At 34.1% G+C, this 16,232-nt stretch carries 16 protein-coding genes; 7 read left to right on the forward strand and 9 right to left on the reverse strand.

What is annotated here, in order from left to right:
- Positions 1–159: 159 nt before the first annotated feature.
- From CM54_RS12780 to CM54_RS08870, 4 genes are all read left to right on the forward strand, one after another.
- Positions 160–336 carry a hypothetical protein gene (locus tag CM54_RS12780; RefSeq protein ID WP_162837220.1) on the forward strand — a complete coding sequence of 59 codons (177 nt, stop codon included), beginning with the start codon at positions 160–162 and terminating at the stop codon, positions 334–336.
- Between the two features lie 225 nt (positions 337–561).
- Complete coding sequence (locus CM54_RS08860) at positions 562–3,411, forward strand: MMPL family transporter (protein WP_037550687.1); 2,850 nt, start codon at positions 562–564, stop codon at positions 3,409–3,411.
- A gap of 23 nt (positions 3,412–3,434) precedes the next feature.
- Positions 3,435–4,409 carry a glycine betaine ABC transporter substrate-binding protein gene (locus CM54_RS08865; RefSeq protein ID WP_002454190.1) on the forward strand — a complete coding sequence of 325 codons (975 nt, stop codon included), beginning with the start codon at positions 3,435–3,437 and terminating at the stop codon, positions 4,407–4,409.
- Between the two features lie 189 nt (positions 4,410–4,598).
- Positions 4,599–5,174, forward strand: coding sequence for a TetR/AcrR family transcriptional regulator (locus tag CM54_RS08870; RefSeq protein ID WP_002436365.1), 576 nt, complete (start codon positions 4,599–4,601; stop codon positions 5,172–5,174).
- 72 nt (positions 5,175–5,246) lie between these two features.
- Here the strand turns inward: CM54_RS08870 and CM54_RS08875 are convergent, their stop codons facing one another.
- The 4 genes from CM54_RS08875 to CM54_RS08890 all read right to left on the reverse strand — a co-directional run bounded on the left by CM54_RS08875 (position 5,247) and on the right by CM54_RS08890 (position 9,151).
- Entirely contained in the window at positions 5,247–5,939 is a 693-nt protein-coding gene (locus CM54_RS08875; RefSeq protein ID WP_002454192.1) for a type 1 glutamine amidotransferase domain-containing protein, read from the reverse strand.
- 14 nt (positions 5,940–5,953) lie between these two features.
- Positions 5,954–6,970 (reverse strand): NADP-dependent oxidoreductase, encoded by a 1,017-nt coding sequence (locus CM54_RS08880; protein ID WP_037550690.1) that lies wholly within the window; start codon positions 6,968–6,970, stop codon positions 5,954–5,956.
- 156 nt (positions 6,971–7,126) lie between these two features.
- Positions 7,127–7,813, reverse strand: coding sequence for a flavin reductase family protein (locus tag CM54_RS08885; RefSeq protein WP_002436367.1), 687 nt, complete (start codon positions 7,811–7,813; stop codon positions 7,127–7,129).
- A gap of 162 nt (positions 7,814–7,975) precedes the next feature.
- The gene (locus tag CM54_RS08890) at positions 7,976–9,151 is read right to left on the reverse strand and encodes an MFS transporter (RefSeq protein ID WP_030062695.1); all 1,176 of its coding nucleotides are present in this window, start codon (positions 9,149–9,151) and stop codon (positions 7,976–7,978) included.
- Between the two features lie 245 nt (positions 9,152–9,396).
- Here CM54_RS08890 and CM54_RS08895 point away from each other — a divergent pair, with 245 nt between their 5' ends.
- Both CM54_RS08895 and CM54_RS08900 read left to right on the forward strand, forming a co-directional pair.
- The gene (locus tag CM54_RS08895; RefSeq protein WP_030062696.1) at positions 9,397–10,449 is read left to right on the forward strand and encodes an LLM class flavin-dependent oxidoreductase; all 1,053 of its coding nucleotides are present in this window, start codon (positions 9,397–9,399) and stop codon (positions 10,447–10,449) included.
- 13 nt (positions 10,450–10,462) lie between these two features.
- A complete protein-coding gene (locus CM54_RS08900; protein WP_002436380.1) occupies positions 10,463–10,819 on the forward strand; it encodes a hypothetical protein in 357 nt (118 codons plus the stop codon).
- Positions 10,820–10,932: 113 nt separating this feature from the next.
- Here the strand turns inward: CM54_RS08900 and CM54_RS08905 are convergent, their stop codons facing one another.
- Together CM54_RS08905 and CM54_RS08910 are read right to left on the reverse strand one after the other, a co-directional pair.
- A complete protein-coding gene (locus tag CM54_RS08905; RefSeq protein WP_023350966.1) occupies positions 10,933–11,412 on the reverse strand; it encodes a peptide-methionine (S)-S-oxide reductase in 480 nt (159 codons plus the stop codon).
- 288 nt (positions 11,413–11,700) lie between these two features.
- Entirely contained in the window at positions 11,701–12,048 is a 348-nt protein-coding gene (locus CM54_RS08910) for a DUF4064 domain-containing protein (RefSeq protein WP_002454198.1), read from the reverse strand.
- Positions 12,049–12,524: 476 nt separating this feature from the next.
- Here CM54_RS08910 and CM54_RS08915 point away from each other — a divergent pair, with 476 nt between their 5' ends.
- On the forward strand, positions 12,525–12,812 hold the full coding sequence (locus tag CM54_RS08915) for an LPXTG cell wall anchor domain-containing protein (RefSeq protein WP_227959528.1): 288 nt from the start codon (positions 12,525–12,527) through the stop codon (positions 12,810–12,812).
- 107 nt (positions 12,813–12,919) lie between these two features.
- Here the strand turns inward: CM54_RS08915 and CM54_RS08920 are convergent, their stop codons facing one another.
- The 3 genes from CM54_RS08920 to gtfA all read right to left on the reverse strand — a co-directional run bounded on the left by CM54_RS08920 (position 12,920) and on the right by gtfA (position 16,221).
- Positions 12,920–13,279, reverse strand: a complete 360-nt coding sequence (locus CM54_RS08920) for a hypothetical protein (RefSeq protein WP_002436374.1) — start codon at positions 13,277–13,279, stop codon at positions 12,920–12,922.
- 103 nt (positions 13,280–13,382) lie between these two features.
- Entirely contained in the window at positions 13,383–14,720 is a 1,338-nt protein-coding gene (gtfB, locus tag CM54_RS08925) for an accessory Sec system glycosylation chaperone GtfB (RefSeq protein ID WP_037550693.1), read from the reverse strand.
- Entirely contained in the window at positions 14,713–16,221 is a 1,509-nt protein-coding gene (gene gtfA / locus CM54_RS08930) for an accessory Sec system glycosyltransferase GtfA (RefSeq protein ID WP_030062699.1), read from the reverse strand. Before gtfA ends, gtfB begins: the two co-directional genes overlap by 8 nt.
- Positions 16,222–16,232: the final 11 nt, after the last annotated feature.

Consider the following 16,232-nt stretch of genomic DNA (forward strand, 5'->3'; position numbering starts at 1 on the left):
ATATTCTCACTACTATATTTCACAGTTTGTTAAAAATATTCTCCTATCACATTAGATATTTCAAGATTAAAAGGGAATATGAAAGTAACTTCATAATCTATTTCTTCATTATATATATCCGGAACTAGGCGACAACGAGATACTGTAGGAGGACGATGTATGTTAACAACTTCCATTATTTTTATGATAATTGGTCTATTACTTATTTTAGTGAGTAGAATCGTGTCTAAAGCTGAATCATTTGATTTAAGAGAGAAAATTTATGTACCAGGTTTGTGCTTACTCTTAATAGGAACGCTTTGTTTAATTGGGCATTTTGTTAATGCTTCACTCTAAATATCTTATTGCTTAATCATTTTCTAAAAAAGTAACAACAATTCTGACTATCTGTTGCATTTTTCAACGTCTTACTCAAATTAGTGGTGTTTAGAGCGTTGGGAAATTGTTAAATTAGTATATGTAACTTACAAGCACCTTAATTTTAATGCCTCCAAATCGCGTTAAAATTATTAAGAATTCCATGCTCTGTTGCAAAATAATATACAAATAGGAGGAAATGTCTTGGCAAAACTTTTATACAAATTGGGCAAATTCATTGCTAAGAACAAATGGGTGAGTATCCTTGCATGGTTAATCGTTCTAGGCGTTATTATCACCCCGCTAATGATTAACTCACCTAAGTTTGATGATGACATCACAATGAATGGTCTAAAATCATTAGATACAAATGATAAAATCACTAAAGAATTTCATCAGGATAGTCAAAAAGCCTCGATGAAGATTGTCTTCCATTCCGATAAGAAGAATGGTATTACAGACAAAGATACTAAGAAAGATATTGAAAAAGCACTTGATAATATCAAACAAGATGATGATTACCTACAAAACGTAAGTAACCCTTATGATTCTCATCAAGTTAATGATGATAAAGATACTGCAATCGCAACAGTTAACTATGTCGTTAACCAAACAGCGTTGCAAGATTCTTCTAAGAAAATTATCGATAGAGAATTAGATGATGTAAAAGCAGATCATAATCTTAAAATCGAGCAAACTCAAGGTGGCTCAATGAATTCTGAAGTAGGTGGTTCTTCAGAACTTGTAGGTATTGTCACTGCCTTCATCATTCTACTGATTACATTCGGCTCATTAATTGCAGCTGGTATGCCAATTGTCAGTGCACTCATCGGACTAGGCTCCAGTGTTGGAATCATCGCTCTATTAACATTTATATTCGATATTCCAAACTTCACACTGACTCTAGCTGTAATGATAGGTTTAGCCGTTGGAATAGACTACTCTCTATTTATACTCTTTAGATATAAGGAAGTTCGTAAACGCGGTCTAGAGCCTGTCGAAGCTATTGCGACAGCAGTTGGTACTGCAGGTAGTGCCGTTATCTTCGCCGGTGTGACCGTAATGATTGCAGTTTGTGGTTTATCACTAGTTGGCATTGATTTCTTAGCTATTATGGGATTCGCATCAGCAATTAGTGTATTATTCGCTGTCCTTGCTGCGTTAACACTCTTACCTGCACTTATTAGCGTGTTCCATAAACGTATTAAGATTAAAGATAAACCTGAAAAGAATAAAGATCCTAAAAATCATCCATGGGCTAAATTTGTTGTAGGTAAACCAATTATTGCTATTATTATTAGTTTACTTATCTTAATTGCAGCTGCCCTTCCAGTGAGTGGTATGCGTTTAGGTATCCCTGACGATAGTCTTAAAGCTAACAATACATCAGCACACAAAGCTTATAACTTAATTACTGATAACTTTGGTGCCGGTTATAATGGTCAAATCGTTATGTTAGTAAACACGAAAGACGGCGGAAGCAAGAAAGATATTCAACAAGATCTAAATAATATTAGAGATGATATTAAGGATATGGATAATGTAGATAAAGTGGCATCACCACAATTGAATGATAATAATCACTATGCATTGATTTCTATCATTCCTGAAGATGGTCCAAATGCACAGTCTACAAATAATTTAGTTTATGATTTACGTGATTATAATAAAACTGCTAAAGAGAAATATGACTTTAATACAGAGATTTCAGGACAAAGTGTAATTAACATTGATATGTCAGAAAAACTTAATGAAGCTATCCCAGTATTTGCTGGCGTTATTGTACTCTTAGCATTTGTGCTACTAGTATTTGTATTCCGTTCAATCCTAGTACCATTAAAAGCTGTACTCGGCTTCGTATTATCACTACTAGCAACACTTGGATTTACGACACTCGTGATGCAAGATGGCTTCTTAGGTAGCCTATTCGGTGTAGAAAATACGGGTCCTTTATTAGCATTCCTACCAGTCATCACCATTGGCTTACTCTTCGGACTTGCCATTGACTATGAACTCTTCTTAATGACACGTGTACATGAAGAGTATAGTAAAACGGGTGACAACGATCATTCTATCCGTGTAGGTATCAAAGAAAGTGGTCCAGTCATCGTTGCAGCAGCACTCATTATGTTCAGTGTGTTTATCGCCTTTGTCTTCCAAGAAGATTCAGCGATTAAATCCATGGGTATTTCACTCGCATTCGGCGTTCTTTTCGATGCATTCGTTGTACGCATGACTTTAATTCCAGCACTTACTAAATTATTTGGTAAAGGTTCTTGGTATATCCCTAAATGGTTAGGCGGTATCTTACCTAAGATTGATATCGAAGGTAAAGCTTTAGAAGAAGGTCATTCAAACACGAATACTTCTACGAATGAAGCACATCGCTATAACCGTCGTAATCGTGATGAAGACATTTATTATGATGACCAAGAATATACACGTCGTCATGGTCAGGCTTATGACAAACGTGATGCACATGATGAGAGACATAGACGTTATGATGACCGCGAGCGCTATTTCAATCGTGATCGCTATGGCAATAATGATAAAGAGGACTATCCTCGCTACGTTCGTCTAGATGATGACCGTCGTGGCTATGGGGAAGATCATTTTCCGGAAAATGACTCACAATATCGTAGATCACAATATAGACAAGATGAGAGAGAATCAAATGTAGATGAACCATCTCGTCAACGACGTGAGCATGTAGATTATGAATCTCTCTACACACAACAAGGTAATCATTACCGTAGTGAAGGCGAAAGAAACAGATATGAACGTCAACCTCATCGTGAGGAAAGATATGATGACCCTCAATCTCGATACGAGGATGGCCGATACGAAGAACGTCATTATAGAGATCATGCGCAACGTTCTGATAGTGAGTCTCGTACAACTGATTTATTTAAACAATTGTCTCGCGAAACTAACGATCAAGATATGTTATTTAACGCATTAATGTTATATGCACGTGAAAATAACAAAGATTTATATGATGACTATGCGCGTCGTGCACCTCGCAGACATGATAATGAAGATGAGAGAGAGTAAAATCACAAAGGAGGAAACGCCGAATGTTCAAGAAAAGTAGTTTCAAAGTTTTAGGACTACTTGCCACACTCGCCTTAGCAATTGTGCTAAGTGCGTGTGGTAATGGTGGCAATGGATCATCGAGTGGCGGAAATACGTCACTAGGTAAGAAAGATGTTAATATCCCTTATATTGCAAGCGATAATTCTACACCACGTTCATTAGTTATTGCGGAAGTCCTTAAAAAAGCTGGATACAATGTTACTACTACGCCAGTACAAGCGAGTGGTCCATTATATGCGTCAGTATCTCAAGACTCTGACTCATTCCACGCATCAGGTATCTTCCCTTCAACAGATAAAAGCTTTTACAATAAATTTAAAAGTAATTTAACTGTTTATGATAAGAAGAATTTAGTTGATAATGTTAAAGTTGGCTTAGCTGTTCCTAAGTATGAACAGGATATTGATTCAATTTCAGACTTAAATAGCAAGAAATCTACTACTAGTAGTAATACTGGCAATAGTAGTAACAGCTTTGGTAAATCTGTCGATTGGACAATACAAGGTACAGATGCTAGAAATGGTGTTATGAAACAAACTAAAAGTGAATTAGATGATGGTCAATTAGACAAATATAGTCTTAAAGAGTCATCTGACCAAGATCAATTTAAAACGATTCAAAAAGCTTATAAACAACAAAAACCTATCGTCTTTACTGCTATGGAACCAAGTTGGTTCTCTAAGGAACTTGATATTAAAATGTTGAAAGATCCTGAGAAGATTTACGGTAAAGATGATGAACATATTAACCTAGTGTTTAATAAAAATTTCAAAGATGATCATCCTGCTGCATATACGATTGCAACACGTATTTCCGATAATTGGAGCAAAGATGATGAAGAAAAATTAGCGAAAAAAATCTTCAAAGATAATAAAAACCCTGAAGACGTTGCTAAAGATTATGTAGATAATCATGATACTAAAGTCGATAAATGGTTAAAAGGTATTGATCACTAACTAAAAAATCGATAGTATCATTAACCCCTTCACATTGAATGACAGTGAAGGGGTTTTTCTTTGTTCACTTATCTTAAAATGATAATCATCAGGAGTTATATTTGGTAAAAACACGCTACTTATGATAAATTAACGTATATTCTAAGTCATGAAGTATCCTTTGAGAAGAAATATAGAGGAGAAATGTGTATGCCTACATCAACGCAAAAACGTATGATTCGACATATCAATAAAACTGTTTTTGAACTGTTATATGATTATCACTTTGATGAAATTACTGTACAAAAGATATGTGAAGTAGCTGAAATTAATCGCAGTACCTTTTATCGTTATTTTCAAGATAAATATGACCTACTCTATTCATTACCTCCGTATATGACAGGCGAAATCATGGGTGATCCAAATACAGAGCACTCTATTGATACCGCTGAGTCATTTAAAGCGTTTATTTATTATATAGAACAACATAAAACTGTTTTCAAACACTTGCTCGTATCTTCAAGGCAAGTAGATGTATTTAGAAGTCTGACACATGCAAGTCGCGAAATGATGTTGTATGGTTCAAAAAATAATCACAACGATCCACTAGCACTTAAAATTCGAGAAAGTAAGCACCCTGAAATTTTAGCTGACTTCTATAGTAGTGGCGTCATAGAAGTTTTAAGACGCTGGGTTGAAAATGATTACAATTATTCTGTTGATGAAATCTTTGAAACATTAAATGCAACACTAGAAAGTTCTCTAAACGGTTGTAAAAATTCATAAATGAATAAATTTTAAAAAAGCACGTATCTCCTACTTACCTGCTCACAAAAGTAAAAGATACGTGCTTTTGATTTAATTTAGGATAAGAGTTGTTTTTTTAACTGCTTCAGCAACTTGTGATGGAGACTGAGGGTTTTGTCCTGTAATGATTCGATCGTCGACTTCAAGTGTAGATGTAAAAGGCACACGTCCGAAATGATAGCTGGCACCACGGTGTTTGATTTCATTTTGTAAATGAAATGGAATCATTGTATCTCGTTTAGCTAGTACTTCTTCAACATTTGAAAAACCAGTCACATTTTTATTCTGTAGGAGAAATGTGCCTCCTGCATCTTTAACGTTTAGCAACGCAGCAACACCATGACAGACTGCTGACACAATACCACCTTGCTCATATATCGTGTTCACTGCACTTTGTATAAATTTATTTTCCGGGAAATCATACATGACACCGTGACCCCCAGTGAAATATACAGCATCATATTTATCAGGTTGAGCTTCGCTGATAGGTTGAGAATATTTCAACATATCCATGAAATGCTCATTGTTATAATATGCCTTTGTAGTATTGTCTAACATAAATGGACTAAGGCTCACTGGGTCAATAGGTGTATTGCCTCCTGTGATGTTGAATAAATCAATATCTACATTCGTATCTTTGAAAGCATCATAGAAATGAACAAGTTCACTTAGCCAAAGACCCGTGGGCGTTTCCGTATTACCGAAGTACTCTGTACTTGTATTAACAATCATTATTTTCTTCATTTGTTTCACCTCTTTTATTCATCTTCCATCTTCACAATAATTTTACCTTTAGCTCTGCCGCTCTCAGAGTATTCTAAAGCTTTTTGTGTTTCTTTAAAGTCATATACTTTACCAATAATAGGTTTAATTTTTCCAACTTCAATGAGTTCTGTGATTTCTCTTAATTGTTGACCACTTGGATGCATAAACAGGAATTCATATTGAACATCGTATTTTTTAGCTAAACGTTGATATTTATATGAAGCTGCTTTGAGTATGCCACGTTTAAAGATACTTTTATCTAATTTTCGTGCATTACGTTCAGTTGGCAGTCCTGAAATGGACGCGATGATGCCTTGTGGCTTAAGAATTTGGAACGATTTCTCGAGGTTCTCTCCTCCAAGCGTATCAAATACACCGTCGAAGTCTTTGAGTACCTCTGAGAAGTCTTGTTCTTTATAATTAATAAATTCATCTGGATTGAGTGACTCAATGAGTTCTTTACCACTATCGCTTCCCGTTGTTGCAACATAGAGTCCTTTAGCTTTCGCGTATTGGATTGCAAAACTTCCAACACCGCCAGATCCAGCTTGAATAAGTACTTTGTCCCCTGGTTGCGCTTGAATAACTTCATTGATTGCCTGATACGCTGTTAAGCCCACTAAAGGTATACTCGCCGCTTCTTCATACGATAATCCTTTAGGCATTGGCGCGATTTCTTCTGCATTAACTGAAATATATTCAGCAAATGTACCAATTTTAGATTTTCGTGGACGACCATAAACTTTGTCCCCTACCTTAAATTGAGTGACTTTGTCTCCTACTTCATACACTTCACCAGCAAAGTCATTGCCTAAAATGAGTGGAAATTGATATGTTAATAACATTTTAAGCCCACCATCACGAATTTTAAAATCGATGGGATTAATGCTTGCTGCTTTAATTTTTACACGAACTTCGTAAGGACTCATACTTGGTAATGGCATTCTTTCAAGTGATACAGGTCCTTTACCATAATGATGGATGACCATTGCTTGCATATCTGTTTTCATCTTTTTCGCCCCTCTTTAAATGTAAATTTCATTTAATTCCTAAAAGATTGTGCGTCTGATAAATTTAAGTTTCATCAAGTGTAAAGTGCATTTGTATTCATTACAAGAAAAATGCATGCCACTCCTGAGAGCGTCATGCATCCTAATATTTTAAATTTACTCTTCCGTTTTATTATCAAAATTTCGGCCTTCTAATCCAGCTAATTCTTCTTTAGTAGCAGCTGGTGCTTTCATCTCAAAGATTTCGTCCACTACTGTATAGTCATAATATCCTAAACGTGCGATAGGTCGAATGGATTGAATGTCTAATTTACCATTATCGAGAATGACTTTGTCATCGATATGGACTTGTGCCACACGTCCTATAACAATATCCACAGTTGATACAGGATCACCTGTTGGTATACGTACTGTCTGAACATATTCACATTCAAAGTGTATTGGTGATTCTTTAACTCTATATCCAGGCGCTTCAATACATTCTTCTTTTGTAACGCCGGCGAATTCAAATTCATCTTCTTCAGGTGGTAAAGCCTTCGAAGAAAGATTAACCGCTTCACGTAAGTCATATGTAGCCATATTCCATACAAACCAACCTGTTTCTTCAGCGTTCTTTACTGTATCTTTCCGTTCATGATTACCTAATACAGATTGATTAGCTGCGAACATAACCATCGGTGGATCCCATGTTAAATTTTGATATTGACTATAAGGTGCTAAATTATCTTCACCATCTTTAGATACTGTCGAAATCCAACCGATAGGTCTTGGTACGGTACTACTTTTAAATGGGTCATGCGGTAACCCGTGACTTCTCGTGCCTTGCTTTGGAGAATAATTCAATTGACTCCACCCCAATTGTTTTAATGTTGTTATATTCAGACTACATGACATTGTCGCTTAACGTCTAATATTAAAAAATGATTTATCTATAGCTTCATACTATAAACAAATCATTTTCTTATACTCTATAACTATGAAATGTTGAGTCATTTTCCTACAAAATTAATTCACATAATGGTCATTCGGCATAAATATAGAAACGATAACTGCTAGAACACCTATTATTGCAATAGTTACAAACTCTAAGAAGAAATTAGGAATTTGCTTAACATAAATCATTAAAATTGGTGCAATAGCCGTTCCTAAGAATAAAATCACTGTATTAACTGATAAAAAGAAACCTTGATTACTGTTCACCACAACCCCCACTTTAGAAATCACTGTAGGTATAGCAAATGCAATACCTGCTACAAATGTCACACTAAAAATAGTGATGAGTACAATGTTCGTGAAAGTTCCCATGAGTATAAGTGATACCACGCATGTAGAGAGCGCTAAAGTTAGGACACGTTTCGTACCTAATCGACCACTCAAACGTCCTGCTAATAATGATAAAAACATTCCTATCACACCAAATAATTTTACGACTGATGCAACTGACATATCCCCACCAACTTTATTAGAGGTTATATATGAATTCAAGATACTATACATACTAATAAACATAATGAGTAGCGTAAGAGAAATAAATAAGCAATACAATACTTTAAGATTTTGACCAAAGTCTTTAAAGTTATTGAAGAAATTAAGTAGTTTTAGATCTGGCTTTTTATTAGGGCTTTCTGGCACATGTTTATAAATAATAAATGTCAGTGTTAAATATAATATCGTTAAGATAAAATAAACCCAATGCCAATTGAGATAACTGACTACTATTTCACTCATATTTTGACCGAGTACACCTGATAACATAAAACTTGTACTAATAAAGCTGATTGCTGTAATTCGTTTGACTGGAGGATATGTTTCAGTTGTGTACGTAATCGCTACTGGAGAGAATGCTGCAGCGAAGATACCTTGCAATGCGCGCATGATAAGTAAAAGCATAAATGAATGTACGAATCCTATGATTAAGCAAATGATGACTAGCGCGCTAATACCCATCAGTATCGTTTTTATTCTGCCGAACTTTTCAGAGATGGTGCCGTAGAAAAGACAACTTATTGAATAAGTGAGTGAGAAAACAACACCATTCAATGTTGCTACTGATTGAGGAACATGAAAGTCTTCTGCAAAAGCTGCGGTTAAAGGCAATGCTGTGTATAAACTACCCATCACGATAATTCCTGAAATAAACATAATTGTCGTGATGAGATTATAGTTTCTACTGTCTTCCATTCATCTTCATACTCCTTTCAAATTTTTAGTCAACGTTACTATTATGCCAGTTTGATTTTAAATTCTAAAGGGGAGATTTAATTGGTGAATATTACCTATATTAAAGATAAATTAGCTGAAGTCTATAATGATGCATATGATGCTCAATATTATTTTTTATAATAAGGAAACTTTTATATTGACATAGTAAAAGTGTAAGCTTAATATATACCTAGTATAAAAAATATACTAGTGGGGTGTGAGTGATGAAAATAGAATTGGGATTAACATCTTTTGCTGAGAATAGCGATATTGTTATGCCTGATGGCAAGCATGAATCTATTAGTCATGCACAACGAATTCGAAATATTGTCGAAGAAATTGAACTCGCCGATCAACTTGGTTTAGATATCTATGGTTTAGGCGAACATCACAGAAAAGACTATGCAGTTTCTGATCCCGTAACAGTTTTAGGCGCTGCAGCTGCAAGAACACAGCACATTAAATTATCATCTGCTGTTACGGTCTTATCTTCTGATGATCCGGTTAGAGTATATGAGAGATTTTCGACTTTAGATGCTGTATCTAATGGCCGAGCTGAAATCATGATTGGTCGAGGTTCATTTATCGAATCTTTCCCTCTATTCGGTTATAATTTAAATGACTATGAAGATCTATTTAATGAAAAACTTCAAATGTTGCTTAAAATCAACAAACATGAAATCATAAGTTGGGAAGGTAAATTAAGACCAAGTTTAGAATACACTGGCATTTACCCACGAGTAGAAAATGGCGAATTACCTATATGGATTGCTACAGGTGGTACGCCTGAATCATCACTCAGAGCTGGTGCGTTTGGCTTACCTATTACGTATGCTATCATTGGGGGAAATCCTAGACGATTTGCACGTAATATTGAAATATACAAATCAATTGCGTTATCTTACGGACATGATCCTTCAAAATTACCTATTGGTGTACACTCATGGGGTTATGTAGCTGAAACAGATGAGCAAGCTAAACGAGAATTCTTCCCTTCACTTAAAGCACATCAAGATATTATAGGTAAAGAAAGAGGTTGGCCAGCTTTCGATGAGAATGCATTCGAAAGAGAAATAGGCAGTCATGGTGCTATCTACTTAGGTAGCCCTGAAACAGTTGCACAAAAGATTATTGATACAATTGAAACTCTAGGTATTAATCGCTTTATGATTCATACGCCTGTAGGTTCTATGCCACATGAGTATGTGATGAATTCAATTCGTCTTTTTGGGGAAAGGGTTAAACCTATAGTAGATAAATATTTTGAAGATAAATAGGAGGAAATATTTTATGATTTTACGTTATGCTACAAATTTAAAACTTGCTAAAGAATTATACAATGCAAGCAAACCAAAATTACAAGGTGACCAAGGTATGGTAGATACTTTCACTAACACATTCGGTTTACCAGCTAGTTCAGTTAAAGTAGCGGGTGGTGTTGAAGCTACTGCAGCTGCATTATTCGCTGCAAGTTTCTTAAACAAAAACATCTCACGTCTAGGTTCACTTGCTACTATTTCAGTATTAGGTGTTGCAACTTATAAACACTTTGAAGCTGGCCACGGTAAAAAAGGTGCTCAACATGCCCTTGATTTACTAGGTTTAGCTACTTTAAGCTTATTAGATACTTTCACTTCTAAAAGATAAGAGTTAAAAATTAAGACTCTCCGCATCGGCGGGGAGTCTTATTTATTATTTAAATACTTCTTCATAACTCTAAATGCATTTTACGTATCTTCTTGATACTTTAGTTAATAAATTTACTTTTTATATTTATTTAAAAGTGATTCAGGAACATGACAAAGATATTGATCTTCAGGATGCCTATCAAGATGATCTTGATGTTCTTCAGCACTTTTCACATAGTTTAATAATGGTTTAACTTCCACCATAATTCGTTGTGCGTCTGATCTACTATCAATAAAATCGCGAGCTTCATTTAAGTGATTAGAATCATCACTATATATACCGGTACGATATTTTTCACCTACATCTTGTCCTTGTTTATTCAAGCTATATGGATCTATCATTTCAAAGAGATAACTCATTAACTCTTTAATGGTTACTTGATTTGAGTTAAATTCAACTTTTACACATTCTGCATACCCGTCGTACGGGCCATCTAAGTTATTTGTAGTTCCATTAACTCTTCCTGCCTCAGTATTAATCACGCCAGGTATCGTTTTAAAAAAGGCTTCTGTACCCCATAAACATCCGCCTGCAAGATATACGATGTCCAACTCTATCACCTCGTATACATTGTAGCATTTAACTAAGATTAAATAACAAATGATATAAAAAAATGTGTTGCCATTTGATTGACTGCATACTCCAAAGTGACTTGCCATTGCTATATTAATATATAAATAAAATAAACCTCCATATCGTTGTTAACAATATAGAGGTTATTATTTAGTAAAATTTAATTATCATTATTTCAATTACTCACAAATTTATATCGCGAATCCTTGTAAAATAATGCACTTGTTATGTTATTAAGAAATTAAAGTCAATTTTTATTAACCGATTTATTTTCTTACCAACGCTAGTATACCTGCTACTAAAATCAAGATTCCTGAAAGAATTCCAAAAAAACTAATAAAAATAAAGTTTAGGATCCCACCAATGATTAAAAGCACACCAATTAAAACTCTTTTTTTGTTAATAATACAACTTAAAATAAGAGTTATAATGCAAGTAATAATTACAGCTACGCCTAATCCACCTACATTGCCACCATCAGTATCAAGTTGAGAACTAACACCTTGGAGCATAATAGCGAACAAACCACCTAATATACCAAATATACTACCCATGATCCCTAACACCATTTCAGCAACTCGATTTGTAGGTTTAACTTTTTGCATTTCATTCATAATTTTCCCTCCTTTATTAATTAAATTAAAAATAGTTAATAAGGATTATATATAAGACTAAATTCTTTATGCGATACTTATTAACATATGCGTTGCAATACATTAAAGTATGCCCACCTTTTTATTTTATTATATTATCTTGTAAAATCAATATTGTTTTCTTCTAATCTACATTTTTGTATATTTTGTATAATTTCAAAAATCTTAAATATTACTATAAATATCAAAGTGACAATTTTGTCATAGATTTGATATCTCATACACAGGAGTTCATAAATAGCTTGTGATATCTTATTTATTATACATAGAGAACGTGAATGATTTGTAAATTTGTTGTACTTTAAACAATGCTTCTTGGGAGACTTTTATTATATTTCTCTAATGTATAGATTTTAAATTTTAAAGGAGAGATTATTTTGACTCAAAAATTTGTCGCTTGCACTATTGGTAGTGTCTTAATTACTCTCGCTTTTCTTGTGGTATGCAATCAACCAGTATCTGCTGCAACTCCTAATGAGAATCAAACAATGAATCAATTACAACTACATTCATTAAAAGATGATTCAAAAGATGCCAGTTCAGAGCCATATTTTTTTAAATCCAACGCAGTAGAACATAAACATCCTATTTATCAAACGACATCAAAATCCACACTTCCTGAAACAGGTAAATCTATATCTCATTCTCCTGTTATGGCAGGAATTATAGCGCTCGTTTTGGGGTTAGTTATTTTGATTCATAAAAAGATTTCTGCTAGAAAATAATAACTATTTTATTTAAAAAATGGGCTTTTCGATTGATCATCGACAAGCTCTTTTAAATTACATAAAAAAAGAGTTGGAACTAAACGCTCCAACTCTTCTTACATACATTAAATAATGAGTAATTTAATACCTCTAATTATATTTGTAAAGAATAGGACAATTGCCCATATAAAGAAAATTGCTGCAACGATAAATGCAATTGTTATTCCTATTCCAGAATGCGCGCTATCAAATAACGCTGGAATAATCATAAGGCTTAACAATCCAATAGCTACAAATACCCAAGTGAAAATATGATTAAATAAAGCATTTCTAGAATGAGTAGAACCTGGGGGTTTCGCTATAATCCATACAACGAGTGGGAATAACACAGGTGCAAAAAACACACTAAGATAACTTAAAGCGCCTAATACATTATTAGCTTTTTCATTATGTCTTTCATCATATCTTTCATCAAAATTGTTCATTTTTTTCACCTCAGTTATATCTAAACATATCATTGCACACAATTTAAGATATAATGCTTAAAATTACAACTCTGTAAGTTTAACAACGTAATACTTAGCATTTTTAATTCAATGCTTGATTGAGTGCCGTCTTAAATGTTGAAACCGAGATTTCATTCGCGTGAGACGACTGTTGATCAAGTTTATCTTTAAATATATCTTTATTAGAACCTACCTCAGTAAGTACTCGGCTCAATTCTGCAACATTTTCAGCTGAAAATAAGTGTGATGGTGAAGTTATAGTTAAATGGTGTGCAGTCTCTTTATACCCAAGTATGAGTAAATTATAATCAAATGCTGTTCTAACAGCATTCAATATTTCCCCACCTTCATTAATATCTAGATAAATATCGCATCGTTGATAAAGTTCCTCTACCATATCTCTTTTAATTGTCGGATAAAGTTTCGCATTCGGATAATGTTCTAGGCTTGTAAGTACAGTAGACATTTCTGTCACTGCACCAATGTGAAAGTTAAAATCATCATGACGTTGTATTAATGCCTCTAAATGCGGAATTTGATCGGAATTAGTTAGAATTAAAATATTTTTTGATAATTGATTTTCTTTCTTTTTACTATATAAGTACCCAGAGGGATATACGAATTGATTTTCAGTTGAATTCAGTTGATTAGTAATCATTTGATACTCTTCTCTTTCAGGAATAATTACTGAAAACTGGCTGAAATTATTTGGCTCAAACATTAATTTCATATTTCCCGGGACATGCCCTTGAGACTGTTCTTGCCAAAATAACACGACTTGTTGTGCAATAGATTGATGATAAAGCGTAATAAACGGTGTTGAAAGGGAATTAATAACGACTTGTTTATAATCAATATTTAGTTCATTTAAATAAAATGCTATAAATTCTTTCGTCGTTTCAAAGAAATAAGACTTCCCTCTGTAATCCAAAACTATATTTTGAGTCACATAGTTTTCGTATATAACTTCTTTACCATTTCTATCCATATATTTTTTTAATATGGGTGTACCGGACAAATCATAGACCTTTTCAGCGTATTTGAATCCTTCTTTTGTGTAGTAATCGACCGAACGAAGTCGTTGGTGTTTATCTAACCATTCTACATAACTTACGACTCTCGTTTTATAATATTCTTTATAGAATATTTTACCTCGCAACTCGCCCATGTCTATGACTTGAGCCATCGTACCGTTTCCTTTTATTTCCCAAAAGGGCGGTGTAGTTACATCATTAAAAAATGCTGGTTTGTCATCATCATAGATTTGATAATTTGCAAAGTATTGATAAGGTGAAGTCACTTCATCTGGTAAGAAACCATCATCATTTAATACAATTGTAAAAGGATGATAGCCAGCTATTTTAAGTGATTCATGTAACTCACGGGTATTACTATCATAATTCTCGAATAAATTAATCATGTAGCACCTCTTTAATTAATTGTTCCCATTTTTCAACTATATGAGTTGTCTTAAACTCCTCAGCAATTTCGTATGATACATCGTGCGGGTGTGAGGGGCCATTTTCAAAATATTGGATGATCTTAGTCGCCATATGATCTGTGACGTCGTTGATGGATTCTCTATCCAAGTTAATAGGAATAAGGTAACCATTACGAGCATCTTTAATAAATGTCGGACTACCATAATTGACATCAAATCCTATCATGCCTAGCCCTGAACCTACTGCTTCCATCAGTGTCAAACCGAAGCCTTCGCTTTGAGAAGCAGCAACAAATAGTTGATAATGACGATAGACATCTTGAAGGTTCACGTGCCCTTTTAACCGAATATAGTCTTGGGCATGATGTTCTTGGATTATCTTCTCGATTCTTTCTTGTTCAGGACCATGGCCGTAAATATCAAATGTTAATTCAGGTAGCGCTTTTCTCGCTTTAATTACCGCTAGAGCTATCCAATCCACATGTTTTTCACTAGCTAAGCGCGAAGCAGTGATTATAGAGAAAGGCATTCTAGGTTCTTGCGGATAACTTAATTGATGTAGACTCCCCACTGGTATCGTTCTGATTCTAGGAGAATCATGCGTATAATTTTTAAACTGTTCGTTTAATATTTTATTTTGTAAATCTGTTGCTGTAATAAAGAAATCAATGTATTTTGCATTCTCAAATTGATATTCATAATAATTATTCCATAAAATATGTGTATCATCAGTTGAGTTCATACTATAATGCTCGGCATGGACAACTACACCCACTTTGCTGTCGCCCTTATTTTGTAAAATAGCCTGACCTACATCTGTAGCGCGATCAATAATGACAATATCGTCGCTTTCTAAGTGAAGTTTGCGAATAAAATACGCGATAAATTCTTCTTTACTATATAAACGTGCATCATCAAATACATATACATGTGCATCATCATCTATGTATTCTTTATAAACAATTGATCCGTCCTCATTATAGAATTGACGCATATATAGTTTAGCTCTCTTATCATACGGCGCATAATACTCAGAAAATGTACGCACATAACTATAAAAATCTTTACGAATTAACATGCCATTCACTACAAATTCTGCACGATCGACATAGTTTTCTTCAGGATTTTTTAAATAGCATGTAACGAAAGTCTCATTATTGTCTAAATACAGTCTCAATACTTTCCCATTTCGCTCATAACTTGAGACCTCGTTACCAAGTTCAGATATTAAATCATTAACTGTATATGTAGTGGGAGCGATATTAATATCTGTGAAGTATTGATATAACCAGATAATTTCATCATCTTTGAACCCAATATTACTCGTTAGAGTTTGAATATTTTCAGATTGAATAAAATCTAAAAACACAAACTTGATTGGATAGTTGAGTTGACGAAGCAGTTGAGCTCGATAAGCTTGCGCATATTCAACCCCACTACTTGCCCACCCAATACCAAAATTTATATTATAAATCGTCATGCCTTTACACC

Source organism: Staphylococcus sp. TE8 (genome assembly GCF_000692055.1).
Classification (GTDB): domain Bacteria; phylum Bacillota; class Bacilli; order Staphylococcales; family Staphylococcaceae; genus Staphylococcus; species Staphylococcus capitis.

Bases quoted from the DNA above. Each gene is read 5' to 3' on its own strand.
- CM54_RS12780 (WP_162837220.1), top strand. From the start codon at position 160: ATGTTAACAACTTCCATTATTTTTATGATAATTGGTCTATTACTTATT.
- CM54_RS08865 (WP_002454190.1), top strand. From the start codon at position 3,435: ATGTTCAAGAAAAGTAGTTTCAAAGTTTTAGGACTACTTGCCACACTC.
- CM54_RS08870 (WP_002436365.1), top strand. From the start codon at position 4,599: ATGCCTACATCAACGCAAAAACGTATGATTCGACATATCAATAAAACT.
- CM54_RS08875 (WP_002454192.1), bottom strand. From the start codon at position 5,939: ATGAAGAAAATAATGATTGTTAATACAAGTACAGAGTACTTCGGTAAT.
- CM54_RS08880 (WP_037550690.1), bottom strand. From the start codon at position 6,970: ATGAAAACAGATATGCAAGCAATGGTCATCCATCATTATGGTAAAGGA.
- CM54_RS08890 (WP_030062695.1), bottom strand. From the start codon at position 9,151: ATGGAAGACAGTAGAAACTATAATCTCATCACGACAATTATGTTTATT.
- CM54_RS08895 (WP_030062696.1), top strand. From the start codon at position 9,397: ATGAAAATAGAATTGGGATTAACATCTTTTGCTGAGAATAGCGATATT.
- CM54_RS08900 (WP_002436380.1), top strand. From the start codon at position 10,463: ATGATTTTACGTTATGCTACAAATTTAAAACTTGCTAAAGAATTATAC.
- CM54_RS08910 (WP_002454198.1), bottom strand. From the start codon at position 12,048: ATGAATGAAATGCAAAAAGTTAAACCTACAAATCGAGTTGCTGAAATG.
- CM54_RS08920 (WP_002436374.1), bottom strand. From the start codon at position 13,279: ATGAACAATTTTGATGAAAGATATGATGAAAGACATAATGAAAAAGCT.
- gtfB (WP_037550693.1), bottom strand. From the start codon at position 14,720: ATGATTAATTTATTCGAGAATTATGATAGTAATACCCGTGAGTTACAT.
- gtfA (WP_030062699.1), bottom strand. From the start codon at position 16,221: ATGACGATTTATAATATAAATTTTGGTATTGGGTGGGCAAGTAGTGGG.